General features: G+C 62.0%; 24 protein-coding genes. 10 read left to right on the plus strand and 14 right to left on the minus strand.

The window, feature by feature from the left end; all coding sequences use genetic code 11:
• Window positions 1-364: 364 nt before the first annotated feature.
• Together ACIPV6_RS22985 and ACIPV6_RS22990 are read right to left on the minus strand one after the other, a co-directional pair.
• Window positions 365-1738 (minus strand): hypothetical protein, encoded by a 1374-nt coding sequence (locus ACIPV6_RS22985; RefSeq protein ID WP_400273108.1) that lies wholly within the window; start codon window positions 1736-1738, stop codon window positions 365-367.
• A 223-nt stretch (window positions 1739-1961) separates the two neighbouring features.
• The gene (locus tag ACIPV6_RS22990) at window positions 1962-2243 is read right to left on the minus strand and encodes a DUF3892 domain-containing protein (protein ID WP_400273109.1); all 282 of its coding nucleotides are present in this window, start codon (window positions 2241-2243) and stop codon (window positions 1962-1964) included.
• 629 nt (window positions 2244-2872) lie between these two features.
• On the opposite strand from ACIPV6_RS22990, the gene ACIPV6_RS22995 reads away from it, so the two are divergent.
• The 5 genes from ACIPV6_RS22995 (at window position 2873) to ACIPV6_RS23015 (ending at window position 6235) form a co-directional block, all read left to right on the plus strand.
• A complete protein-coding gene (locus ACIPV6_RS22995; RefSeq protein WP_400273110.1) occupies window positions 2873-3172 on the plus strand; it encodes a type II toxin-antitoxin system RelE/ParE family toxin in 300 nt (99 codons plus the stop codon).
• Window positions 3126-4265, plus strand: coding sequence for a HigA family addiction module antitoxin (locus ACIPV6_RS23000; protein ID WP_400273111.1), 1140 nt, complete (start codon window positions 3126-3128; stop codon window positions 4263-4265). Before ACIPV6_RS22995 ends, ACIPV6_RS23000 begins: the two co-directional genes overlap by 47 nt.
• A gap of 124 nt (window positions 4266-4389) precedes the next feature.
• Complete coding sequence (locus ACIPV6_RS23005) at window positions 4390-5262, plus strand: hypothetical protein (protein ID WP_400273112.1); 873 nt, start codon at window positions 4390-4392, stop codon at window positions 5260-5262.
• A gap of 82 nt (window positions 5263-5344) precedes the next feature.
• Window positions 5345-5821, plus strand: a complete 477-nt coding sequence (locus tag ACIPV6_RS23010; protein WP_400273113.1) for a hypothetical protein — start codon at window positions 5345-5347, stop codon at window positions 5819-5821.
• Window positions 5822-5869: 48 nt separating this feature from the next.
• On the plus strand, window positions 5870-6235 hold the full coding sequence (locus tag ACIPV6_RS23015) for a hypothetical protein (RefSeq protein WP_400273114.1): 366 nt from the start codon (window positions 5870-5872) through the stop codon (window positions 6233-6235).
• Window positions 6236-6313: 78 nt separating this feature from the next.
• On the opposite strand, the gene ACIPV6_RS23020 is transcribed toward ACIPV6_RS23015, so the two are convergent.
• The 7 genes from ACIPV6_RS23020 to ACIPV6_RS23050 form a co-directional block, all read right to left on the minus strand.
• Window positions 6314-6457 carry a hypothetical protein gene (locus ACIPV6_RS23020; protein WP_400273115.1) on the minus strand — a complete coding sequence of 48 codons (144 nt, stop codon included), beginning with the start codon at window positions 6455-6457 and terminating at the stop codon, window positions 6314-6316.
• Between the two features lie 9 nt (window positions 6458-6466).
• Window positions 6467-6850, minus strand: a complete 384-nt coding sequence (locus ACIPV6_RS23025) for an MbcA/ParS/Xre antitoxin family protein (protein ID WP_400273116.1) — start codon at window positions 6848-6850, stop codon at window positions 6467-6469.
• Window positions 6847-7188: a hypothetical protein gene (locus tag ACIPV6_RS23030; protein ID WP_400273117.1), complete on the minus strand. Its 342-nt coding sequence runs from the start codon at window positions 7186-7188 to the stop codon at window positions 6847-6849. Before ACIPV6_RS23030 ends, ACIPV6_RS23025 begins: the two co-directional genes overlap by 4 nt.
• Before the next feature lie 41 nt (window positions 7189-7229).
• Window positions 7230-8528 (minus strand): Y-family DNA polymerase, encoded by a 1299-nt coding sequence (locus tag ACIPV6_RS23035; protein WP_400273118.1) that lies wholly within the window; start codon window positions 8526-8528, stop codon window positions 7230-7232.
• On the minus strand, window positions 8521-8952 hold the full coding sequence (locus ACIPV6_RS23040; protein ID WP_400273119.1) for a LexA family protein: 432 nt from the start codon (window positions 8950-8952) through the stop codon (window positions 8521-8523). The genes ACIPV6_RS23035 and ACIPV6_RS23040 overlap by 8 nt, the downstream gene beginning before the upstream one ends.
• A gap of 406 nt (window positions 8953-9358) precedes the next feature.
• Window positions 9359-9799, minus strand: a complete 441-nt coding sequence (locus tag ACIPV6_RS23045) for a hypothetical protein (RefSeq protein ID WP_400273120.1) — start codon at window positions 9797-9799, stop codon at window positions 9359-9361.
• A 175-nt stretch (window positions 9800-9974) separates the two neighbouring features.
• Window positions 9975-10298: a hypothetical protein gene (locus tag ACIPV6_RS23050; RefSeq protein ID WP_400273121.1), complete on the minus strand. Its 324-nt coding sequence runs from the start codon at window positions 10296-10298 to the stop codon at window positions 9975-9977.
• A gap of 949 nt (window positions 10299-11247) precedes the next feature.
• Here ACIPV6_RS23050 and ACIPV6_RS23055 point away from each other — a divergent pair.
• Window positions 11248-12387 carry an IS110 family transposase gene (locus ACIPV6_RS23055; protein WP_400273122.1) on the plus strand — a complete coding sequence of 380 codons (1140 nt, stop codon included), beginning with the start codon at window positions 11248-11250 and terminating at the stop codon, window positions 12385-12387.
• Between the two features lie 105 nt (window positions 12388-12492).
• Here ACIPV6_RS23055 and ACIPV6_RS23060 read toward each other — a convergent pair whose 3' ends face one another.
• The 4 genes from ACIPV6_RS23060 to ACIPV6_RS23075 form a co-directional block, all read right to left on the minus strand.
• Complete coding sequence (locus ACIPV6_RS23060) at window positions 12493-13974, minus strand: NAD-dependent succinate-semialdehyde dehydrogenase (protein WP_400273123.1); 1482 nt, start codon at window positions 13972-13974, stop codon at window positions 12493-12495.
• A 55-nt stretch (window positions 13975-14029) separates the two neighbouring features.
• Window positions 14030-15715 (minus strand): thiamine pyrophosphate-dependent enzyme, encoded by a 1686-nt coding sequence (locus ACIPV6_RS23065; RefSeq protein WP_400273124.1) that lies wholly within the window; start codon window positions 15713-15715, stop codon window positions 14030-14032.
• 464 nt (window positions 15716-16179) lie between these two features.
• Complete coding sequence (locus ACIPV6_RS23070; protein WP_400273125.1) at window positions 16180-17577, minus strand: gluconate:H+ symporter; 1398 nt, start codon at window positions 17575-17577, stop codon at window positions 16180-16182.
• 248 nt (window positions 17578-17825) lie between these two features.
• Entirely contained in the window at window positions 17826-19637 is a 1812-nt protein-coding gene (locus ACIPV6_RS23075) for an IlvD/Edd family dehydratase (RefSeq protein WP_400273126.1), read from the minus strand.
• A 149-nt stretch (window positions 19638-19786) separates the two neighbouring features.
• Between ACIPV6_RS23075 and ACIPV6_RS23080 the strand changes: the two genes are divergently transcribed.
• Window positions 19787-20470 (plus strand): GntR family transcriptional regulator, encoded by a 684-nt coding sequence (locus ACIPV6_RS23080; RefSeq protein WP_400273127.1) that lies wholly within the window; start codon window positions 19787-19789, stop codon window positions 20468-20470.
• A 144-nt stretch (window positions 20471-20614) separates the two neighbouring features.
• Here ACIPV6_RS23080 and ACIPV6_RS23085 read toward each other — a convergent pair whose 3' ends face one another.
• Complete coding sequence (locus tag ACIPV6_RS23085) at window positions 20615-22051, minus strand: GntP family permease (protein WP_400273128.1); 1437 nt, start codon at window positions 22049-22051, stop codon at window positions 20615-20617.
• A gap of 289 nt (window positions 22052-22340) precedes the next feature.
• On the opposite strand from ACIPV6_RS23085, the gene ACIPV6_RS23090 reads away from it, so the two are divergent.
• The 3 genes from ACIPV6_RS23090 (at window position 22341) to ACIPV6_RS23100 (ending at window position 24671) form a co-directional block, all read left to right on the plus strand.
• The gene (locus ACIPV6_RS23090) at window positions 22341-22907 is read left to right on the plus strand and encodes a recombinase family protein (protein WP_400273129.1); all 567 of its coding nucleotides are present in this window, start codon (window positions 22341-22343) and stop codon (window positions 22905-22907) included.
• 478 nt (window positions 22908-23385) lie between these two features.
• The gene (gene dprA, locus ACIPV6_RS23095; protein WP_400273130.1) at window positions 23386-24294 is read left to right on the plus strand and encodes a DNA-processing protein DprA; all 909 of its coding nucleotides are present in this window, start codon (window positions 23386-23388) and stop codon (window positions 24292-24294) included.
• Window positions 24295-24362: 68 nt separating this feature from the next.
• Complete coding sequence (locus ACIPV6_RS23100; RefSeq protein WP_400273131.1) at window positions 24363-24671, plus strand: hypothetical protein; 309 nt, start codon at window positions 24363-24365, stop codon at window positions 24669-24671.
• Window positions 24672-24708: the final 37 nt, after the last annotated feature.

The raw sequence follows: 24708 nt of genomic DNA on the forward strand, positions 1-24708 counted from the left end.
ATGCTCACACGCGTGACAACACGCCGCCCAAGCTATCTCAAGTGGGGCCACACATAACCGTCACCCTGGGGCCAAAAACGCTTGACATCTTCAGCCAATGGGACCAGGGTCGGTTGGCCATTGGTGCACCCTGCGGTCACCGTCGGCAAACTGGAGATCGTGCAGCAGAAACGGGCCGAGGGCCGGAAGGCTAAAGAGGCCGCCAAGGTGGTTGGGCGAAGCCGGCTACCTTGTACCGACACCAGCAAGCCCAGGTTGGCAGATCGGCCGCCGCTGATTCCTGAGGATCTTGCCCACGTTGAATAAGGGTGCGGCCCGTCCTCGGTGGCCCAGCCAGGTGAGGATACGTCTGCGATGTAAGGATTTAGTTGAGACCGAGGGCCGCTTCGGGGGCGCTTGTGGTGCCTTCGGGTGTGGTGTCCTTCTGCCACTCAGTACGTACAGCGATGATTAGCTCGCGATCCTTTGAACGCAGTACTTTTTTGAATGCCTTCGATCGCGCGCCAGCCGTGCCGACGAACCCCCTTGAGATTAGCTGCGTGAATGCCGTTCGGCCGAGGTACTTGGCGTTGTCGTATGTGAGGCGAAATCCGCCCCTTGGACCCGACATAAACGTCTCTTCTTTCATCGCAGGCCTCAACCAGTCAGCTGGGATGTGCATCCCTTTGAGAGTCTTGCCGTCGAGTCTGCTTCCCGCGTCGCCGCGAACGAACTTGAACCAGAATGGCGTTTCGAAAGCGCGCCAGTCGGCGGCCGTCGCCGGTGAGTCCTTTCCACTCGGCATTAGCTCGAGTTGCTTCTCGATTTCCCTTTTCCTCAAGTACGCCCACTCTGAACCGCCGGACGGTGTGGGCGAGAGGACCTTCTCAAGCCGTTTGTACTGGATGAAGGTGAATGAATCGTGGATTTGATCCCAGTAGAGGAGATCAACCCCCAGTTCCAGCTCAATCGGCTTCTTGTTGACAGACATGACGATCAACTTCGTCTTGTCCCACTTGTCGGTGAACTCCGTGACGCTTGCCGCTCGCTGTTTTCCGGTCAACTTCCCGTCGAAACGCTGGAGGTCGAGCGGGAGAAGCTCCTCTTCGAGGTCTAATTCGTAGCCTGCGTTGAGCAGTGTTTGGAGCAGTGTCTCGTTCTTCGTCTCTGCTGGCGGGGATACGAAGGCATCCGCTGGAAGTTCGATCTCCGCAAGTTGAGCAGCGAGTTTGATGGCATCCTTCGCTTCCACCCGGGATTGTTCAACATCTGCCGGAAAAGTACGGGCTTCGCCTAGCACCTGCTCGAGCCAGGTCGCGACTGAGCGATCCAGGTTCCTAATGTGGTCCATCAGGGCTTCGGCGACTTTGAGGTCGAGTTTTCGTGAGTGGTAGTCACTTGGCACATCTCCAAGGTGGACGTGCCCGGATTGCAATCGGCTTACTGGAATGGCTTCAGGGAGCCGGTGAATGGGAGTGAGTGTCGCTCTTACTGTCCCGCTTGCTACACCACCGATTCCGTTGACAATGGCGAGGGCAATGATGGCGTCACCTGCTGCATCATCGTCAGCGTCTGGGTCATCGTCGTAGTCGTATTCGTAGTCTGCCTGTACGGCTACGCAGATCGCACCTCTTGTGGGAGCGGCGTTCTTGTCAAATGCCTCAGAGATGGAAGGTGCCCCCATGTAACTGATCCGGCTTGCCCCCTTGGCACGAACGAGATACAGCGGGGGGAGAATCATGTCGGGACTTTCAGGCATGGCTACATTCAAGCAGAACGCTAAGCATACGTTTGAGTAGTTGCTTGATGAGGGCCTGGAGGCGGCGACCTGAATCCGGTCGACGAGCCGGCCTCTGCAACTGGTCGGCTAGCGGTGCACGGGCTGACGCGGAATGAATCCCTGCTGGATGACGCACAGCACAAAGCGAGGTCACTGCGTCGAATGATGCAGTGACCTCGCGAGTGGACCTAGGGGAAGGGAGCTAGAATCTAGGCAACGCCAGAAGGTTGTTGTTCCACTGGCCGTCGGCGTAGGTGCGGAGGTACGGGGCCGCGTTATCAGGGCGGACCACCCCCACATCCACTTTCGAAGAGCCGGTCCCTACATACGCGCGGCCGCCTTTCACGTCAATCCACTCGACCATCGTGGGCTTGTCGCTGGTGCCCACGTTGTTGTCCGACTCGTTAATCCATTTGTAGCTGGTGATGTGCTGGTGATCTTCCTGATATCCCTCAACACGTACGTGGGTGATTCTTACGGCCATGGCCTACTCCTGGTGCATCGGTGTTTGCGTCAAATTCGCTCGGATTACGTAGCTCACTGGGTTTGGCGGAGGGCGGAGCGTGGCGCTCCGCCCTCCGAGTTCAAACCCGCTGTGTGATTGTTCCGCTGGGATTCCGTCGCGCAGTTGAGTCGGTGACGAACCTTCCCGTTGAAGCGGAGCGATTCACGCTACGTCCATTCCCGGTTCCGCTACCCACCACCTCAGTGGTCGTCGTCCGGGGCGACCGGGCGGCAGCCGACTTCGTGACAAAGCGTCCGGTCCGCGCGCCGCGGCTAACTGATCGTGCCATGGTGTCCTCCTCAGAACACTCATCCGAGGGGGAGGGCAACCATTCACGGCCGCCGATGACTCCGTTAGAATCGCTGTTACCACTAACCATGGAACTTGCGGTTCTTACCTCGAGTTGCTGGGCGGATCCGTTGTCGCGGGTCCGCCCTTCTGCGTATCGGGTGCGTATCGGGCCATCCCGATACTTCTAGCCTAGTTGCATCATGCCTAAAGCGCAAGGGTGATGCGCGGCTACGAGTTTTGAAGTATGATGATGACTATATGAATGGGCATTTCCTGTAGGGTGTTATTCACATCAGGGGTGAAGGACGGCTTACGGAATGCAGGTGGACTACGAGGACGAGGATCTCCGGAGACTCGCCTACGAGCCAGATCCCCGCACTTCACGTTGGGCTCCGAATGTAACCAAGGCTTACAGGCGACGAATCCAACAGCTCCATGCGGCGGTCACTGATCAAGATTTGCGAGCACTGAAGTCTCTTCACCTGGAGAAGTTGAAGGGTGACCGTGCTGGAACATGGTCGATTCGAATAGACACGCAGTACCGGCTGATTCTTCGGTTCCAGACGGAGCATGGCGGGCGAATTGCCATCATTGTTGAAGCCGTTGACTACCATTGAAGGACTGATAGCTATGGCCCCCGAGCTCGTTGAAGCTTTCCCTCCTGGGGATTTTCTTTCCGAGGAGCTTGAAGCACGTCATTGGTCCCAGAGTGACTTTGCCCAGATTCTCGGGCGTCCGGCGCAGTTTGTTTCGGAGATAATCGCCGGCAAGAAGGAAATCACCCGCGAATCGGCGGCTCAGATCGGGGCAGCTCTCGGCACCGGCCCGGAGTACTGGCTAAACCTGCAGAATTCCTATCTTCTCTGGAGCCAGGCTCAGAATGCAGCTACCCGAAAGGAGCTGGACGAGGTCAAGCTCCGGGCTCGGATGAATGAACTCGCCCCAGTTTCCTTGCTTCTTAAGCGCGGCATCCTGGCGGGAAGATCTTTAGAGGAACAGGAAAGCGAACTGGTCGATCTGTTCCAAATCGAACACATTGAAGATACTCCGCGCTTTCTCGCCGCAGCGCGTCGTTCTAATCGTGATGAAGAACCCACCCCGACTCAAAAGGCCTGGCTGGCCTGCGCTCGGAAACATGCGCAAAAGCTCCAAGTTAGTAAATACGATCTGGAAGGCCTCACGAGGCTAGCCGAGCGGTTGTCAAGAATGGTCGCTGTTCCTGAGAATTTTGCAAATCTCCCTGATGAGTTCGCTTCCGTTGGCGTGCGTATCGTCTACGTTGAGGCATTCCCTGGAAGTAAGCTCAACGGGGCCTCTTTTCTTCTCGACGACGATACCGGGCAGCCGGTAATTGCTCTCTCAGGCCGAGGTAAACGACTCGACGTCGTCCTCTTTACTTTGCTTCACGAAGTTGCGCACATCGTTTTAGGGCATGTGACGCCCGAGCGTCTAGTAATTGATGAAGATTCGTCCAGCGAACCGACAGAGCTAGAGGCCGACGAAAAGGCGGGCGAGTGGCAGATTCCAGGGGGACTCCCGACACCGCCTGCAACCTTGCGCAGGGGGTGGATTGATTCCAATGCTCAGCGGATAGGCATTCATCCGGTTGTTGTACTTGGGAGACTGCAACGCGATAAGGCACTTGACTACCGCACGGCTCTGGCAAAAGGAGCTCCGACCGTCAGCTCGCACCTAGAACGCTGGAGTTAGTAACTTTACGCGTCCAATCGCCTGTCAGTCCTTCAGGAGCGCGCCCGATTCGCCTCGGACTCGAGGGAGTCTGGGGTAGAGGTTCTCTTGTATCGACTCGCAATTCACTGAAAGGGACCGACCAATGTCCTATGGCCTGGCAGCGCCAGCGACGCAAGAACTGACTCCTGCCGCGTTAAGGCAGGCATTGGCTGACAGTCGTGATCTACTCTTGTCACGACTTGAGCACGATCAAGAGATTGAGAGCATGTTGCAGACCTTCCCGCGAGTCCAGGCGGGAAGTGTGCTGGAGGAAGATGACCGTATTCTCGGCGGCTATGCGTTGTCGCCGTTGGTCCTAAATCTGTTGAAGACCGCCACCCAGATATCGGGAAATCTTCGTGCAATGATCGTCGTTGAAACCGAAAATGGTGCCGATGTCTCAGCACCTCTACACGGTCCATATGCTCTCGTTCGCGCACACATGGAATCAACGAGTCAGGCGTTGTGGCTCATGGCTCCCCAGTCACGTCGAGCAAGGATACAAAGGTGCCTTCAGCACTGGTGCGGCGAGGTGAGACTCTTCAATGGTTTCCAACATGAATGGTCGAAGTCGTTCGCCTCGCGGGAGAGCATCGGGTATGACGACCTACGAACGGTCGCAACTGATGCGGGTCTAACACTCGAAGGTTTTCCTGGCAGAAAGTCATGGGCTCCGGTTGGATCGGGAGACATTTTGAAGTCGATTGAATTTGCTCATGAAGGAGCCACGATCACGTGGTTTAACTCTTGGCAGCTTTGCAGTGGCTTCGCCCACAGCAAGCAGTGGGCCTCACTAAATTTCAATGAGCATAATGGAATTGCCGCGGACGGTGAAGCAGTGGCTTCCGCATTGGGAAGCGAAATTTCATTACCCGTGCTCGCCACTGTTGTACATGAAGCAGGGCTGCTGCTCGATGAGGCTTCTAGGCGCTATGGCCAACTTTCAACTAGGTCAGATGCCGCCTGGCCGCGCTAAGTCAGACGTTTGACGGGTGGAATTCGGGGACAGCTCACCTGTGGCTGTTGTGCTGCCGCCGGTCTCGTTTAGCGTGGAGGATATGCCTTCCCCGCCCCGCCCTTCGATGCCCGGCGGTCCCATCGCGTCCGCTGAACGAATCCTCGCCTTCCACACTGCCAACGGGACCCTGCCGCGGGTGACGGCTGAACCGGGTGGCGAGGAGGAACAGCTGTACCGGGCGTTGAAGCGGATGCGGATCCTGCACCGCCAGGGAAAATTCGACCACGAGGCCGAGGCATTACTGGACGCGGGCTGTCCGGGGTGGGCGAACGGCCGCGCTTTTGGCAGTGACCGGCTGTGGCAGGAACGCCGGGACGAACTGGTCGCTTGGACGGAGAAAAGCGGGCGCCCGCCGCACCCCTCTTCAGGTGATGACACTGAACGGTCACTGGCGAGCCTCGTCGCGGCGTACCGCAAGCATGCCCGACATGGGCGGCATCCTGACCGGATCAAGGAGTTGGACCGCCTCATCCCCGGGTGGTCGACGCCGCCGTCGTGGGTGCCGCGATCTGGATGAAGGCCGCGGTGGGGTGTAAATGTCGGGGCCAGCTGGTAAGAATCAACCATGACACCTCAAGGAGCGGCAGTGGACACTGACGAGGAACGCGACGAGGCCGGCCGGCATCCTGGTGCGCCCGCTTGGAGCGGGGACCTGCAAACGCTGAGTCCCGCGGGTCTCGAAATGCACGACAAGGGCCTCACAACCCATATCGGGAACCTGACGGTGCTCTATCGCGTCCTTACCGAACCTGCCTGGCGGGTCCGCACACAAGCAGAACGCAGTGCTGACCATTTCGAGAAGTGGGTGGAGCGCCTCGCCGTGGTCCGCAATGAGCGCAACCGTCGTGAAGGGCAGGTTGGTGGGCTCGACGTGTATCTCAAGCTGTTCAGCACGCCAGCGTGGAACCAGCCATGGACCGGCAACCCCTGACACACCTATAGACCCGAAGATACGTTGCGGCCGGACCTTCGACATGCAGCGTCGGCATCCTTTTTGGTGTGCCCGTGGTCAGGCGGTGCGGATGGCGATGGCTTTGGAGCCCTCGGGGATTTTCGCCTCGGCCGCGGTCTTGGCTGCGTCGTAGGTGTTGGCCTCTGCGCTGACATGGCTTATCGCCCCGTTGGTGTCTTGTACGCTCAGGATCACTTCCACGCGCACCTCCTAAGCGGGCCCCGGGACGGACTGTTCCAGCGCCGCGAGCAGCACCGCCACCGGTGCAGTATCCAGGAGATCGACGGGCCGGCGGCCGCGGAGGGCCTTTCTGGGGGTGATCATCCAGGCCGTGAAGTAGTTGTGAGGGACCCTCATGTCGATCGCCCGCCGGAACAAGGCCGTCACCGTGGGGTGCAGGGAGAGGTCTGGTAGGAACTGGTAGCCGGGACAGTAGGTGCCGTCATCGATGAATACGCGAACCACTTGCTGCAGCACTGGGTCCGGGTCCTCGTGGATGGTCGATAGACGTTCCCGGACCTGTTCGAGGGTGGGCAGGGTGAACTCTGTACTGACCTGATCCCAAACATGGTCGAGGGTGGGGGAGTGGTTCACGCCCAGGAGTCCTCGACCCGGGCCGTGGTGTCGTGGCTGATTGATTCGAGCAGCCACTGCTCCGATAGGGGCTCGCGCCGCAGCTGCAGGGTCGCCTCCAACCCTTGTGATTGTGCTTGGAATTGCCAGTGTTCGACGCTGACGACATCGCCGGTGCCCCGCGGTGCCCGGTTGCGGGTTTCCCACCACGCGTCCCGGCTGTACCAGTGGTTGGTGTGCAGGGCGGGGTCGACCATCCAGATCGTCCCGTTGTGGCGGACGGCCAGGGGGGTGCCGTCGGGGCTGAACCGGACAGCGACTTCGGGCAGGTGGCGGGTGTGTTCGGGTGCCAGGGTCATCTGACTGTTCCTTCCAAGAGGGTTTGTTTGTGCTGCCGGGGTTAGGCGGCTTTGACGAGGGGGAGTTCGTCCCAGTGGGTGGTGTATCTGGGGGAGAGCATGTCGCGTTTCATGGTCCAGTCGGGTCCGCCGCGGATCCCGGCGTGGCCCAGGCCGATGGAGCCGCGGCCGTAGCGTTTGGTCACGTCCTCCAACAGGGTCCCGATGCCGCGTTCCTCATGCGTATTCTCGAAGAGTTCCAGGGGTTTTTGGTTTCCGGTGGGGCGCAGGTCGGTGACCATGATCCCGGCCCGGACGTACTTCACGCCGTCGTGGACCTGGGGGAGGAGGGCGTGGGCTGCTCTGGTGAGCAGGACAGGGTCCGCGGTCGGGGCCGGCAGCACGACGCAGGTGGTGGGGAAGGATTTCTCGTTCGGGTTGAAGTGCGAGGTCGCGGCGAACGCGGTCAACACCTTGGACTGCAGAGTGTGTTTGGCGAGCCGGGCGGAGGCCATTTGGGCGTAGACGCTCATGACCTGCCGCAACCCCGCCGCGGTGGTGATCGGGGTGGAGAAGGAGCGCGAGAAGATCAGCTGGTCACGGCCGATGCGTTCTTCCTCCATCGGGATACACGGGGTCCCCTGAAGTTCCAGGACGGTGCGCATCATCACGATGGAAAACTTGTCCCGGATCGCGACCGGATCCGCCCGGGCCAGGTCGGCGATCGTGAAAATCCCGATACCGTTCAGGCGTTTCGTCAACCGTGTGGCCACGCCCCAGATCTCGATCACCGACAACCGCGACATCAACGCTTCCCGCTGCTCGGCGGGTACGGACTCCCACCGGCAGACACCGTTGAAGGCGGGGTTGTTCTTCGCCCACTTGTTCGCCAGTTTCGCCAGGGTCTTGGTGGGGGCGATGCCGACGCAGACGGGCACGCCCACGTTTCGCCGGCACGCGGCCTTCATCTCCCTGCCGAGATCCAGGAGCTGGTCGGGGTCGCCATTGACGCCGAGGAAGGCCTCGTCGATGGAGTACACCTCCAGCCAGGCCGAGTACCGGCCCAGCAGTTCCATCACCCTGGAGCTGATGTCCCCGTACAGTTCGTAGTTGCTCGACAGGGCCACCAGGCCCCATTCCTTCGCCCGCGGTTTGAGTTTGAACCACGGATCCCCCAGCCCGATCCCGAGACGCTTGGCTTCGGGGGAGCGGGTCACCGCGCACCCGTCATTGTTCGAGAGCACGATCACCGGCCGGCCCTCCAATGCCGGGTTGAACGCCCGCTCGGCGGAGGCGTAGAAGCAGTTGACATCCACGTGGGCGATTTCCGGCAACCGCCGCATGATCGCGGGCCTATGCATGGTGAAGACTTACGGTCGCTACGCCCCAGATGGTCAGCTCCGACAAGGCCGCGACGAGGATGTCCGGGAAGCGGGAGTTCTCGGCCTGCAGAACCACGCCCGTGGCAGTGATCCTCAGCCGCTTGATCGTCAGCTCCCCATCCAGGACCGCCACCGCGACGGAACCATCCGTAGGTTGCAGGGCCCGGTTCACGACCAGCTCGTCACCGTCGCTGATCCCGGCCCCCTCCATCGAGGACCCGGTGACCCGGACGATGAAGGTACTCGTGACGTCCTTGACCAGGTGCGCGTTCAGGTCGATCCGGCCGTCAAAATAATCCTGGGCAGGGGACGGATACCCGGCAGCAACCGCCACCGGCGCCACCAACACCACCACCGGAGACAAACCCGCACCTACCACACGGGGGCCAACGATCACGCCCACGACACACCTCTATTCGAACAAACTTTCGAATACCACTATAGGCGTGCCCACCGACAAGATAACGCGCGTCCCGAATTGCACCAGATGCGAAACCCACCGCGGGCGCCCGGCCACGGCAGGAGGAGCCCAATGGGATTCATTGGTGCGGGGATGGAGTGGGTGCGGATAGGGTGAAAAACGAGTACTGACTACTCGTGTGCAAAGGGGGTGCGGGGGAGTTGAATTAAGTCAGCGGGTTCATGGCTGAAAGCAAGACCCCCCAAGTTGCCCTCAGCCATCTGAGACGCCCGCTCGCGAGGGCCGGACAGCGGTAAAGACTGAAGCCTGTCCGGCCCTTCGCCCGCCCCAGACCAACGACACGGCGGGCAGCAAAAGAACGGACCGGGCTCCCGGACTGTAGTGGTGTTCAGGCTGCCGGGGAAGTGGTTACCGAGAGTGCCTCGTCCGCCGCGAACAGGCGTCCAAGATCGTGGGCGTAGCCGGCCAAGGTCTCCTCGTACCCCAAGACCGTGAACCCATCAAGGGCCTCCAACGACTCGCCAACCCGTTGAGATGGTGGGCTCAGCAGTGGCTCGATCATCCGGCCACCGGATTCGAGGACGGCGATACCCCAAGCGCTGGAAGGATCGGAGACGCTGATCCCAGCTGCGTCGAAGTCATCACGCAAGACATACCGGGTCACGGTCCGCCAGGACTGCAGGAACGGCGGGCGGAGCTGCTCGATGAGCTCCTCATCCCCGGCCTCGTAAGCGCCGGACAGTTCCGTGGCCAGATCATCCCATTCCCGGGCGCTCCGGACCATCAAGTGCCCGGCACGCAGCCGGGCAAGCAATTCATTCAACGTCATGGCCAGTCCCCAAACCTTCCTGTCGTTGTGACCCGCAGCAATGCAGGTCACCAGATCAAACGGACAACCACCGGACATGATTCCCCGTCCCGGTCCGCACGGGTTGATTGTGCGCCGCCAAGGGTCGGGGCCCCGACGACGCTGTTGCTGGTCCGGCGGGTCCCGATGAGGGCGCTTAGTACTCGATCGGGTGCTCGACGGCGAACCGCAGCGGGTACTCACCCTTGACCATGTGGCCCGGCGCGGGAGTCATGACCTGCATGACGAGCTCATCGGTGAAGTCCTGAATGTCCACCTCCGGGACGTTCTCACGTTCCTCCATCGGGCCCGGTTCCCCGACTTCGAAACCAGTGATCTCCTCGTTCTCCTCCAGACAAACGACCATGGTTTCCCGGACCTCGTGGGCGAACTCTTCGACACTGTCCTGGTCGTGGAAGCCCTGGATCTCCAGTTCTGCCTTCTTGTCATCCTTCTCCACCTTGACCGCGAAACCGAACATGCTGCTCCTCACCTGTGAACCATGAGGTCCGCCCATCCCGCAGGGTTGGCGGACACGAAAGCACACACCCTAACCGTGAAAGGCCGACAGTAGCCAGTCACACGAGCCAGGCCCTGGCCCAAGAACACGAAGAGCCAGCACCCTGGCCGGGTGCTGGCTCTTCGTGCGTTCCGCAAAGACACAAGCAGGAACGTGCAACATGGTATCCCGCCCCTTGGGGGCAGGGCGGGACCCGCCCACCCTACCAATCCGGCTCCGATGTCTACACCCAGCAGGTGGTGCTGGGCTAAAGACACGGCAATGCCAGCGGCTTAAGCCGAGGAAGGGGAGCGGTCCGCCAGGGCGAACCGGGGAAACGGGCGTCCACTCCGCTTCGCTGCGTGGCCGGCGGTTGGGTGGTGCCGGTCCGTCGCAGGGCTCCTGCCCGTCATCACCTGTTTGTCTACGACGTTTTCTGGTTGCTGTCCTTCGGATTGTGGGCGTCCGCTCCACCCGGTCTAGCCCCTCCGCACGCTCCGGGGCCTGCGGGCACGGAATCTTCGACGGCGCTTCGCTTATTTCCTTTCGAAGACTCCGTCCCCTTGCCCGAAGGGTAGACAGGGCTCCGTCGACCGCCGAGCAAGCAAGCTTGCCAGCAACCAAAAAACAACTGTGAGTCTTGCAGAGGCTGGTCTGGGACTGGCTGGCAGTGTTGATGCCGGTCGTTCTGCCCTGCGCGTGACTCGAAAAAACAATTGCCCCGTTGAGGGTGCGTTTCCCCCGATTTGTCCGCGCTGGGTGGAGCGACCGGTGCTGACCTGTCCCACGTCAATGGCTTGATTAGAAGCTTGCCCGGCCTCTTGGAGGTTGTGGCTCATCACAGTTTTGCCTCGAAGTGACACTTCCCAGGTCCAACGCCGGTCGCGCCGCGATCTGTCTTGTCCGTTTGGAAGAAAGGAGGGTGGCCGCGTTGACAATCGTTGCGCAGAACCGCCCGTTCATTATCGGCGTGGACTGTCACGCCCGCACACACACGTACGCCATTATCGAGGCCAGCACCAAGAGACAGGTTGATTGCGAGCAGTTCCCGACCACCGGGGCAGGGATCTCCCGCGCACTTGCTTGGGCAGGTCGCAGGACAGGCGGCGATATGGGATCTCTATGGGCTATCGAGGGCATCGGCTCATATGGGGCACGTCTGGCCAAGGCAGTTTCCGACGCCGGCTTCGACGTTGCCGAAGCGCCGCGGATGAACCCCCGAGGCCGCAGGCGAATCGGAAAATCCGACCCGCTGGACGCCGCAGCCATCGGAATGGCTGTCCTTGGCTTAGAGGAATCCCAGCTCCGGTCTCCACGTCGCGATGAAGGAACCCGTGCAGGACTGCGAATCCTGAGCGCGGCGCGGGATCAGTTGACTCGGGAACGAACAATGAACGTCAATGCACTCATCGCCTTACTCCGGGCGCACGATCTTGGAATAGACGCCCGTAGGGCGCTGGTTCCCGCTCAGATCGCGGCCATCACAAGGTGGCGGGAACGACAGGAACCGATAGAACTATCAATCGCGCGCGAAGAAGCTGTTCGATTGGCGCGCCGTGTTGTCGACGTGACGGCGCAGCTCGCGGCGAACCAGAAGCGCATGACCGAGCTGATCCAGCACAGCCCCGCGGCGCCGCTCTTGGAGATTGTAGGCGCAGGGGCCGTCTCGATCGCCGGCGTCCTGACTGCGTGGTCGCATCCAGGACGGGTACGCAGTGAGGCTGCCTTCGCGTCACTGGCAGGGGTGAATCCCTTACCGGCCTCAAGCGGGAACACCGTCCGGCACAGACTCAACCGTGGTGGTGACAGACGCCTCAACCGTGCCTTGCACACCATCACCATGACTCGGATGGTCCACGATCCGGGAACACGGGACTACGTCAGCAAACGGACCAAGGAAGGCCGAAGCTACCGCGAAATCCGCAGATCCCTCAAGCGCTACCTGGCCCGAGCCCTTTACCGTCAACTCAACGCCCTTTATGCCAGCTCTGAGCCGGCCTGTCCGCAATCAGAAGAGGCGAGTCCTTCCGGGAAATTAGAGCTCACCGAAGCCAATCTGGACGCAGCGTAACACCAGACCATGCCGGGTCGCGCTGCGGCCCTTTGCGAATAAGGGCTAAACAAGGGACCCCCGGTTGCGAGTACAGGAGGTCCCTTGCGTTTCTGGAGAGCAGGCCTAGTCGGCGTAGGGGTCCGCGATGCCTACGTACTGGGTGTAGAGGTACTCTTCGATGCCTTCGGATCCGCCTTCGCGGCCCAGGCCGGACTGCTTGACGCCACCGAACGGGGCAGCGGCGTTGGAGATCACGCCGGCGTTCAGGCCGAGCATGCCGGTCTCCAGGCGTTCGCTCACGCGCAGGCCACGGTTGAGGTCCTTGGTGAAGACGTAGGCCACCAGCCCGTACTCGGTGTTGTTGGCCAGGCGGATCGCGTCGTCCTCGGTGGAGAACGTGACGATCGGGGCCACAGGGCCGAAGATTTCTTCCTGCAGGATGCGGGCGTCCTCGGCGACGTTCTTCAGCACGGTGGGCTGGTAGAAGTAGCCGGGACCGTCGACGGCGGCACCACCGGTGACTGCCTCGGCGCCACCTGCGACGGCGTCGGCAACCAGTGCGTGGACGCCGTCGCGGGCCTTGCCATCAATCAGCGGGCCAACCTTGGATTCGGGCTCGGTGCCGCGGGCGGTGGTGAGCGAGGCGATCTTCGCGGCGAACTTCTCCGCGAACTCATCAGCGATGGATTCCTGGACAATGAAGCGGTTGGCCGCGGTGCAGGCCTCGCCCATGTTGCGCATCTTCGCCGCGATGGCGCCTTCGACGGCCTTGTCCAGGTCAGCGTCCTCGAACACCACGAACGGTGCGTTGCCGCCCAGTTCCATGGAGGTACGCAGGACCTTGTCCGCGGCTTCCCGGATCAGGGCCTGGCCCACCGGGGTGGAGCCGGTGAAGGAGATCTTGCGCAGGCGGTCATCCTTGATCAGCGGACCGGTCACAGCACCGGCGGTAGAGGTCTGGATGACGTTCAGGACACCGGCGGGCAGGCCTGCTTCCTGCATGACCTGGGCGAACAGCAGGCTGGTCAGCGGGGTCAGGTTGGCCGGCTTGAGGACCATGGTGCAGCCCGCGGCAACAGCCGGGGCGATCTTGCGGGTGGCCATGGCCAGCGGGAAGTTCCACGGCGTGATCAGCAGGCACGGGCCAACGGGCTTCTTCTGCACGAGCAGGCGGTTCTTGCCGTCGGGGGCTGCGGAGTAGCGGCCCGACACGCGGACGGCTTCTTCGGAGAACCAGCGCAGGAACTCCGCACCGTACGTCACCTCGCCGCGGGCCTCGGCCAGGGGCTTGCCCATTTCCAGGGTCATCAGCAGGGCGAAGTCCTCAGCGCGCTCGGTGACGAGTTCGAAGGCGCGGCGCAGGATTTCACCACGTTCGCGCGGAGCAGTGCGGGCCCAGCCAGCCTGAGCGGCAGCGGCAGCATCCAGGGCCGCAGCGCCGTCCTCTGCGCCGGCGTCGGAGATGCTCAGCAGGACCTTGCCCGTAGCCGGGTCCTCAACATCAAAAGTCTTCCCGGATCCCGCCGGACGCCACTGACCGTTGATCAGCAGGCCAGTAGGGACGGAGTCCAGTAGTTCAAGTTCGGTCAAAGCGGAGATAGACATATTGTTCTTCCATTCGTGAGCCGTCATGCCGACGGGTGGACGCCGGCGTGGTGAGTTAGTAGGCCTTGACCCGTTGCCCGACCACAAGGTGGATCAGGGCGAACACCTTGTCCTGCTCGATCGCGGTGAGGGCTACTTCCAGCGCTGCAGGGATGTCCCGGTCATGTTCGACCTTGGCACCGTAACCGCCGAAGGCCCGGGCCATGAGGGCGAAGTCCGGATTTTTGAGCTGTGTGCCGGAGACCCGGTTGGGGTAGTGGCGTTCCTGGTGGGTTCGGATGGTGCCGTATTCCTGGTTGTCCATGACGATCACCAGCGGTGTTGCGCCGTACTGTGCTGCGGTGGCGAGTTCTTGCCCGTTCATGAGGAATTCGCCGTCACCGGCGATCGTGACAACGCGACGTCCAGGATGGGCCAGTGAAGCGGCGATAGCGGAAGGCACGGAGTAGCCCATGGACCCGTTGCGGGCACTGATCATGGCCGCGTACCTGCGGGTGGGAAAGTACCGGTGGGCCCAGTTGGTGTGCTCGCCGGCGCCGATGGTGATGATGGCATCCTCGGGCAGCGTTGGGACCAGGTGGGCCATCATCGTGTCCATCCGGGCCTGTCCCTTGTTCGGGGTTGCCGGAGGGAGCGCGGAGAAGGTCTCCTGTTCGGTCCTCATCTTCCGGGACCATTTCTTCCACTCGTCCTTAACCGGCAGGTCGAGTTTTGTGAGGTCCCTGACGAACACATCTGGTTTGGCCACGATTTGGTACGAGACAGGGCCGGAGCGTCCTCGGAGGGAGGGGTCGATGGTGACGAGGAAGTTCTTCTTGTTCCAGTCTTGACGGCAGACGAATCCATCGGTGATGACGTCACCCGGGACGGTGCCGACGAAGATCAGCAGGTCGGTCTCTTCCAGCAGGTCATAAGTTGGACGGGGCCGGCCGTAGCCGATGGGTCCGACGTAGATCGGCGAGTTGGAGGGAACGGTCCCTTGGGTCCGCCATTCCGCGGCCGCCGGTATGTGGTGCTTCTCCAGCCATTGGGTGAATTGGTCTGCACCGGCTTGTGTCCAGTCGTTGCCACCGGTGACGAACAGGGGTTTTTCCGATGCTGCCAGGGCTTCGGCCAGTGCGTCGAGGTCGGTGGTTGTCATCCCTCCCGTGGCGACCGGGATGGGTGGGTGAAGTTCGGCGGGGATTTCCTGGCGGATGATGTCTTCGGGCAGGCCGACGACTACGGGGCCGGGGCGCCCGCTCATGGCTGCGAACACGGCTTCAGCGACAATCTCCGAGGCGCGTTCTGCGTGGTCGAGGACCATGACGCGCTTGGCGCCGGTGTCGAACCAAGCTTTGATGTCGAATTCCTGAAATGCTTCACGATCGCGGTGTGCGAAGGGGATAAGACCGACGAAGAGGATCATCGGCGTGGAGTCCTGCCACGCCGTATGGAGACCGACATGGGCGTTGGCGGCTCCGGGTCCTCGGGTGACCATGGCGATTCCGGGCAGTTGGTTCATTTTGCCGTCAGCTTCAGCCATATAGGTGGCCCCGCCTTCGTGGCGGCACACGATCGTTTCGATTGCTGATCCGTGCAGTCCGTCCAGTACGTCCAGGAAGCTCTCGCCGGGGACGACGTGCGCGCGGTGGATGCCATGGGCTACAAGGGTGTCGACGATGACGTGACCGGCGGTCTTCCGCTGACCTGGTGGCTCTTTTTCCGGCGTTTCATTGCGGTCGGGGAGTGTTTGCGTCATTGCTGGGAACTTTCGGTTTTTTTGTGGGCTGAGGAAGCATGGTGTGTCGGTGCGTGCAGAAGGACCGGCGGGTCAGGGACGCCTTTTGGACCGTTTAGGTGCAGCGAACGTCCATAGTTCCTCGCTTTCGCTGCGGTGGTGGATTTTGCGGCCTTGTCCTTGATCCTGGAGCAGCCAAAGCATGCTCCCGTCGGCAGCTATCGCATCGATGGTGCCTGCAGCCGCTGGGCAGTCTCGATACCTGATGATGACCCGGTCGCCTGCCTTCAGTTGGCTCCATTCTGAGGTGACGTGGAATCCGTCCGGGAGAAGTGGGAGCCGTGCAGGGGTGGGAGGGGATGTGGGTGTTGGACGCATGAGGGTCTCTTTCATGGCTGGCGCTGAGGGCAATGATTGGTGGGGACCCGCTGTGGAAGCGGGCCTCCACCGGCCTGTCCCAGGAACCGGTGCCGTGGCTCGGGCGGTCAGGCGATGATCATGGAAAGTGCAGCAACGATGGCAAAGCCAACGAAGGAAATGGTGGTTTCGATGACGGTGAAGCTTTTGAACATTTGTCCCAGGGACATCCCGAAGCTTTCCTTCACGTACCAGGATCCGGCGTTGTTGACGTGGGGGAAGATGACCGATCCGGTGCCGAGGGCGAGTACTACGAGGGCTGCTTGGGCGGGGCTGGCGCTGGAGATGACCGGGGCGACGATGCCGGCAGCGGTAATGATTGCGACGGTGGCCGAACCAACCGCCAGGCGGATCAGTGCTGCAATTACCCAGGCAAGGACGACTGCGGTAAGGCCGAAGGAGTGTGCGGCCTTGGCGATCACGTCGCCGATTCCGGCTCCGACCATGACTGAGCCCAAGGCACCACCTGCGGCGATGATCAACAGGATGGGTGCGACCGCGATGATGCTGGATTCGAAGTAGCCCTTGAGCTCGGAACCCGTGGTGCCACGAGACCAGCCCAAAGTGATCATCGCGACGATCACAGCGATAAGCAGCGCAACAACCGGCTGGCCGATGAAATCAATGACGGCGCTGAACTCAAAGCGCGGGGTCACCGACGGTGCCAGAATGAACACCAACGGCAAAACGACGGGCACGACCGTTGCTGGGACGGACGGCAGCTTCTTGCCGGAGTCCTGATGGTGCTTGACCGTAAATTGTTCGATCAGCCGTGCCGGTGGCGTGGGGAACATGCGTCGGGCCATCGGCCAGACGAAGAGCTGACCGGCCAGCACCGAAGTAACCAGAGCGATCGGCAGCCCAAAAGCGATGGTGGTTCCGATGTTCGCGTGCACGGCGTTTGCGGCCGCCACCGGGCCGGGGTGCGGAGGCAGTAGAGCATGAAGCGACGCCACCGAGGCCAGTGCCGGGACCGCGACGAGCATGTAAGGGGAGAGTTTGCGGCCGGAGGCGTCGCGGCCTTCCTCGTCCAGGAACCTGGTCTGGACCTCTTTGGCAAGGCTGATCAGCAGTGGCAGGAGCACTGCAAGCGCGACTTCAAAGAACAGGGGGAGAGCGACGATCGCAGAGAGCAGGCTTACCATCCACGGAATGCTGCGCAGGGAGCGTCCGCGAGTGAGTGCCTCAGCGAGTTTCTGGGTGCCGCCGGATTCGGCGAGCAGGGTGCCAAGGACCGTGCCCAGCACGACGATCAAACCAGTACCGCCGAAAGTTTTGCCTGCACCGTCGGTGATGGCCGTGACAACATCCTTGGGGCTTTCACCGGCAACGAGGCCGATAGCCAACGCGCTGACAAGGAGTGCAAGGACAGGGTGCAATTTGAGTGGACCGGTAATCAGGAGGATCACAACAATGATTCCCGCTATTCCGGTGGCCAGAAGGCCGATTTCTGCTCCAGTGAGCACAGCTAAACCTCTCTGTTTAGGCAGGTGCACGAATCGCCGATATCTCAGTTTGATGCTCCCCCGATGGGAAGGTTTGAGGAAGGTGGATTCGATACGGTCAGCAACGGACGGATCCGTTACTGGTTGTGAGGGAAAGAAAGAAAGCTGGAACGTCTTGTTCCTGCCACGCACTTATGGCGAAGTCGTCGGGAGGACCCGCTTTGACCGGGCGTCTTAGTCGGTCCTCCCGACGAAGGATCCTGCGGTCGCTAGGGCTGGGCGGTGGCCGGTTCGGTCAGGCCGGCGCTGTCTTCTGTTGCGATGCTTTGGGCCGTGGCACGCGGGCGGGGGACGGTGCCGTTGTTGGTCGTAGCTTGGAGGAAGCGGAAGTCGCAACCCTCGTTAGCCTGGGTGACCTCGTCGACGTAGAGTTTCCGGTAGCCGCGGGTCGGGGCGTTCTTGCTGCGATCAGGTGCGGTAGCGGCCCGTTCGGCGAGGACTTCGTCGGAGACCTCGAGATGGAGGGTCCTGGCGCTCAGGCTCAGGCTGATCATGTCCCCGTTCCTGACGTGCTGCAGAGGGCCGCCCGCCGCTGCCTCGGGGGTAACGTGCAGAATGATCGTCCCGGCCGCCGTTCCTGACATGCGGCCATCGGAGATCCGGACCATGTCTTTGACGCCGGTGCGGGCGACCTTCTTCGGGATCGGAATGTATCCGGCCTCGGGCATGCCCGGCCCGCCGATCGGGCCGATGTTTTTCAGGACCAGGACATCATCTGCGGTCACATCGAGGTCTTCGGCGTCGATGCGGTTGTTCAGGTCGGCGGCGTCTTCGAAGACGACCGCGCGGCCGCGGTGCTCGAGCAGTTCCTGTGTTGCGGCGGACCTCTTGATGATCGCCCCGCCAGGTGCGAGGTTGCCGCGGACGACGGCGATGCCGCCGGCCGGGTAGATGGGGTTGTCCAGGGAGCGGATGACGTCCTGGTCGAAGGGCGCCGGCATGTCGGCGATTTCTTCGCCGAGGGTCCGGCCGGTGACGGTGAGGGCATCGAGGTTGAGCAGGTCACGCAGTTCCCAGAGCAGACGGGGCACGCCACCGGCACGGTGCAGGTCCTCCATGTAGTGCTGACCGGAGGGCTTCAGGTCAACCAGGACCGGCGTCTCATTGCTCATCCGGTCAAAGAGGTCAAGGTCGATGGAGTATCCCAAACGACCCGCCACGGCGGTCAGGTGAACCAGGCCGTTGGTGGATCCGCCCATGGCCAGCAGGACACGGAGCGCATTTTCAAAAGCTGCCGGGGTGAGGATCTGCTCGGCTGTCAGCCGGGCATCGGCCAGGGCAACTGCGCGGGTTCCGGTGGCTTCGGCAACCCTCATACGATCGGCTGTCACTGCCGGGGGAGTGGCGCTACCGGGGAGTGACATTCCCGCGGCCTCGGCGATGGCTGCCATGGTGCTGGCTGTGCCGGCCACCGAGCAGGTGCCGACGCTGCCGACGAGGCGGCCGTTGACTTCCTTGATCTCGGCGTCGTCGATTTCCTGGGCACGGTACCGGCCCCAGAAGGCGCGGCAGTCAGTGCAGGCACCGACACGGCGGCCCTGGTGCGAACCGGTAAGCATCGATCCGGTTACCAGTTGTATCGCCGGTTTCCCGGCTGACGCGGCACCCATGAGTTGGGCCGGAACGGTCTTGTCGCACCCACCGATCAACACGACGGCGTCAACGGGCAGTGCCCGGATCATTTCCTCGGTGTCCATGGCCATGAGGTTGCGCAGAATCATGGAGGTCGGGTTGGAGAAGCTCTCATGAACCGAGATGGTCGGGAAAGCGATCGGCAGTCCGCCTGCGAGCATCACGCCTCGCTTAACCGCTTCGACGAGCTGGGGCATGTTGCCGTGGCAGGGGTTGAAGCCGCTACCGGTATCAACGATGCCGATGACCTTCCGGTCGAGCACCTCGTCGGTGTAGCCGGCGCCCTTAATAAACGCCTTGCGCAGGAAGAAGGCGAACTCCGGGTCACCGTAGTTGACCAGTTCACTGCGCAGACCGGTCGGTGCCGGATTGAGATCTTGTTCAGACATTTTCGTAGACTCCATTTATCGTCATCGATAAGATTATTGATAATAAAGTCAATGAAAGCATGAGTCAGGTCACATGGCAAGATCGCCCCGGCCGGAACGGGGGCTGGATGTGTGAGAATTGGGCAAGAAGTGGAGGGTAAGGGGTGTTGATGCAACGCGGCGGCAAGGCCCGGGAATCCGGGTCCATGGAAGATGTTCTGCAAGGGATCGAGGAAGCAATCGCCCTCGGTTCCCTGTACCCGCGTGAGCGGCTCGTTGAGGACGAGTTGATGGAGCAGTTCGGGGCCAAACGGCACGTTGTCCGTCGGGCCTTGCTGGAGCTGGAAGCCCGGGGGATGGTCGAGCGCAGGCGCAACGTCGGGGCCCTTGTCCGGGCGTACACGGCCCGGGAGGTCAGAGAGGTCTACGTTGTGCGGGAGCTGTTGGAGACCCATGCCATCGGGCTGATCCAGCCACCTGTTGATCCGGGCCTCCTGGAGGAGTTGAAAGCCTTACAGCGCCGGCATGACGCGGCCGCGGAGGCCGGGGACGCGCGCGGGACCATGTACGCGAACATGGCCTTTCACGAAGCGATCTTCGCCCTATCGGGCAACGACGCCCTTGTTGAAGCGATCCGTTTGCACGCGCGCAAGACCTACGCGATGCGTTCCATTACGGTGAACTCACCGGCCATCCTGACCAACGCGCGCCATGAGCACTGGGAGATGATCAATGCCCTCGAAGCTGGGGATATCCAGAAAGTCGCCGACGTGGCCCGTGCCCACCTTCTGCCCTCCCGCGATGCCTACCTGACCCGTGTCGCCGACAAGGAATCCCTCGCCGCCTCCTCCTAACGGTCCGCGCGAAAGGCGGTTGGCAGGCACGGGCGCGCCAAGCGCGCGGAGTCACCGCCGCCTACCAAGCGCCCGGTCCGGGAACGACCTGTGGCCGACCCGATGCCTGCGGGCAACCGAACCGGCCAAAGGGTGCCGAAGTAGCTACGACACGAATGCGCTGAGAGTCAGGACGCTGGCGAAACCGGTGAGACCGACAAGAGTCTTCATGACAGTCCAAGTCTTCAACGTGTCCGCGACGGACATTCCGAAATAGCGGCTGGCCATCCAGAAACCCGAATCGTTCACATGGGAAAACGCGGCGCCGCCGCAAGCAATCGCGATGGAGGTCAAGGCGATGGTCGGGGCGCTGGCGTTAAGCGCCTGTGCGATCGGCGCGGCGATGGTCGCTCCAGTGACCATCGCGATCATGCCCGACCCTTGGCAGATTCTGGTCACCGCTGAGGTCAGGAAACCAAAAACGATCAGCGGCATCCCGGCGTCCTGCATCGCCTTGGCCAGCATCTCTCCAAGCCCGGACTCAATCAAAAGCTCGCCGAAGACACCTCCGGCGCCGGTGATCAGGATGATCAGCCCTGCGGGATGGAGCGCGTCGGAAACCATCTTGTGGAGATCTTCCTTGCTGGCCCCGCGCCTGACTCCGAAAAACCACAGCGTGTGAAGGCATGTGATCAGCAGCGCGATCACGGGATGACCGAAAAACAGGATCACCGATCGTCCTGGAAGCGCTTCGGGAAGCACGTTCCGGGCGATGGAACCCAACACGATGAGCAACAAGGGAATCAGCAGGGTGCCCAGCACTGCAGCGAATCCGGGACCCGTCGCCTCAGCAACTTCTTCTTCATCGCCCCCAGCGCCTGCCGACGTCCCGCCACGGCCAGTGGCGGGCACCCGCGACACAACGTTCGAAGTGCTGCGCATGTACAACTCCTCGGGCACCGGAACGAAGATCCGCTTGGAAATGAACCGCCCGAACAACGGACCACCCACGATTACGGCGGGGATGCCGCAGATCAGCCCGAACATGGCCACCAAACCCAAGTCGGCGTTCATGATGGCAGCTGCCGCCAAAGGCCCTGGCGCGGGTGGCATGAACGTGTAGGCAACACTCAACCCGGCGCACAAGGGAATCCCGTAGTACAACAACGACTTACCCGTGCGCTGGGCAATGCCGTACAGCATCGGCACCAGGACAACGATCGCGACATCGATATAGATCGAAATGGACACAAGGAAACCCGCCGCTCCCAGCCCCCATGCAACCTTTCCTTCGGAAAAACGGCTGATGAGTGTCGTAGCAATCCGCTCAGCGGCCCCTGAACGCTGCAGGACCGTACCAAAGATGGCACCCAAGCCAATGACCAGGGCAAGTTGCCCCAGCTCACCACCCATACTGTCCACCACGAGCTTCATTAGCGCAGCGGGGTCAATGCCGATGGCAAGGCCAAACCCGATGCTCACCACCAACAGCGCCAGGAACTCCTGGAACTTGAACCTAATAACCAGCACCATCAGGGCGGCAACCGCGAGCACGGCCGCGAGAATCACCCACATCGAATTGTCCATAGCAATATCAACCACGTCTCTGGGGTTCAGGGGTCCTTGGACCCGGGATTTAGCGCGGCGAGGTACGTCATCGGACCAACCGAGCATCGATAAGATTATTGATAATAAAGTCAATGAAATCATGAGCTGGATCACATGGCAACACCACGCCGCCAGCACGGTATACCGGCGCAGCGCCCACAGCGCATTTAACGGCCGTCCATGGAACACCCCGCCCTCGCCGGTGGCAGTACGGTGTGTTGTGTTCCATGGCCCGTGTCCGGAAGCTATGTGCACTAAGGAACGTCAGCGGTACATTTATCGCATGGCGGCAGTCGGCTATGCCCGTGTATCCACTCGGGAACAGAATCCGGACGGGCAAACCGACGTGCTTACCCGGGCCGGCTGCGCCAAGGTGTTCACCGATCACGCTTCCGGCACCCTGGCCAGACGCCCTGCCCTGGACGCCGCCCTCGACTACCTCCGCGACGGCGACACCCTGGTCGTCACGAAGCTGGACCGACTGGGCCGCTCTGTACGCAATCTCCAGGAGATTGTCGATGAACTCCAACACCGCGGAGTCGGGCTGGTGGCACTCTCGCAGGGCATCGACACCACAACCTCCGGTGGGCGGCTGTTCTTCCACGTCCTCGCCGCGATTGCCGAGTTTGAACACGATCTCATTGTTGAACGCACCCAGGACGGTCTGGCCGCCGCCCGGGCCCGTGGCCGCAAGGGCGGAGGAAGGGTCAAACTCACGCCGACGAAGGCGGCCCAGGCCAGATCAATGTATGACCAAAAGCTCTACACCGTCCAACAAATCGCCGAGACCTTTGGCGTCTCCCGCGGCACCATCTACCGCCACCTCACCGAGGACACCAGGCGCCCCTGAACCGGCCGGCTTGTCGACCGAGGCGATTTAGACAGCAGCGTGTTCGACCGAGGTTGCGGGTGCTTTGCGGTGTCCCCGGGTGACGCCAAGTAGAGGGGTGCTCGTTGGGCGAGCACTGATGGGCGTCCACTTCGTGGCCGGCTGTGCCGGTGGTGCCGGTCCGTCGCAGGGCTCCTGCCCGTCACCACCTGTTGTGTCTACGACGTTTTGGCTGCTGTCCCAAGGGATTTTACGTTCCCGCTCCAGCCTGTCTAGCCCCTCCAAAGTCGGGGCCTGCGTGCCGGAAATTCTTTAGCCAGGTTCCTCGCTAGCTCGGATCCTGCAAGATTTTCCGGCCCTTGCCACAAGGGTAGACAGGCCTCCGTCGGGAACAGCTCGCAAGCTTCGCCAGCAGCCAAAACAACGAGGCGGGAAAGGGGAAGCTGGCCACTCACCTCGAGCGCCCCACCGACCACATCCTCAGCAAAGGACGCACATCATGAACGACCGTATTGCACGCGCTGCCCTGACCCGCTTGTTCGACCCGCAAGATGCTACGGGCCGCGCCCTCGTCGGCACCCTCGGCGCCTACGCCGCACTGCGCGTCGTCACGGGGGACCAGCCACCGCATACGTTCAAGCACATCACCGACGCGGACCTGGCCGAAGCATTGCAGCGCTGGGCGCCCCGGCTGCCCGACGTCGACCCCGAGCGGGACCTTGCCACCATCGAGCGGCTTGGTGGTGGGTTCCTCATCCCCGGGGACGAGCAATGGCCCACCGGACTCGATGACCTGCCCGACGCCCCCTATGGGCTTTGGTACCGCGGAAACATCACCGGCGGCATCCCGACCCCCGAACGGGCCGTCGCTTTGACCGGTTCCCGGGATTCCACCAGCTACGGCGCGGCCGTCACCGGCGACATCGCCCACGAGCTGGCACGCCGCGGTATCTGCATTGTTTCCGGTCTCGGCTACGGGATCGATGCCCACGCCCACCGGGCGGCCTTGAACGGGTTCACGGGTGAGGGACCGGCTACCATCGCTGTGGTCGCCGGTGGCCTCGACCGGGACTACCCGGCAGGGAACTCTGACATCGCTGCGGCAATCCGCGCGAACGGGTTGGTCGTTTCCGAGCAGCCGCCGAACACCGCCCCCACACGGTACAGGTTCTTGCAGCGCGGCCGCCTGATTGCCGGATTGGCGGGGGTGACCTGCGTGGTTGAGGCCCGGTGGCGCTCCGGTGCCCTGCACACCGCCCATCAGGCCGAGACCATCGCCCGTCACGTCGCAGCAATTCCCGGGTCCGTGAACAGCGCGAACTCTGCGGGCTGCCACCGGTTGATCCGTGACGGGGGTGCGGTGCTGGTGACCGAGGCACAGGAACTGGCTGAACTGCTCGCCAGCTAACCCCCGAACGGTGGCCGGGACCCCAAGGGTTCCGGCCACCACCCACCCCCTACCAAAGGAAGAACATTGTGACGAACTTCTGGGATGAAGACGGCAATTTCGACCACGAAGCCCACTTCGAAGCGGGGGAACGGGAGAAAGCGACTGCTACGGCTGAGCGGATCGGGTACCCCGGCATGATCGACACCTTCCTTCGCTTTGGCCTGTACGGCGACGTCGACGATGCCGTGTTCACCCCCGAACTGCTTGCCGCGATGGACATCTGGCAGGTCCTGCTCGAAAGGGCCGAAATCACCGAGGACGACATAGACCGCAAAAAACTCGAACGCGTGCACGAAACCATCGACCGAACCATCCATCACATGATCGGCGACTGAACCCATGGTCGGGACGTTCGCCTTTGTGGGCGGGCGG

The sequence above is a fragment of the Paenarthrobacter sp. NPDC089988 genome (genome assembly GCF_044748465.1).
GTDB lineage: Bacteria > Actinomycetota > Actinomycetes > Actinomycetales > Micrococcaceae > Arthrobacter.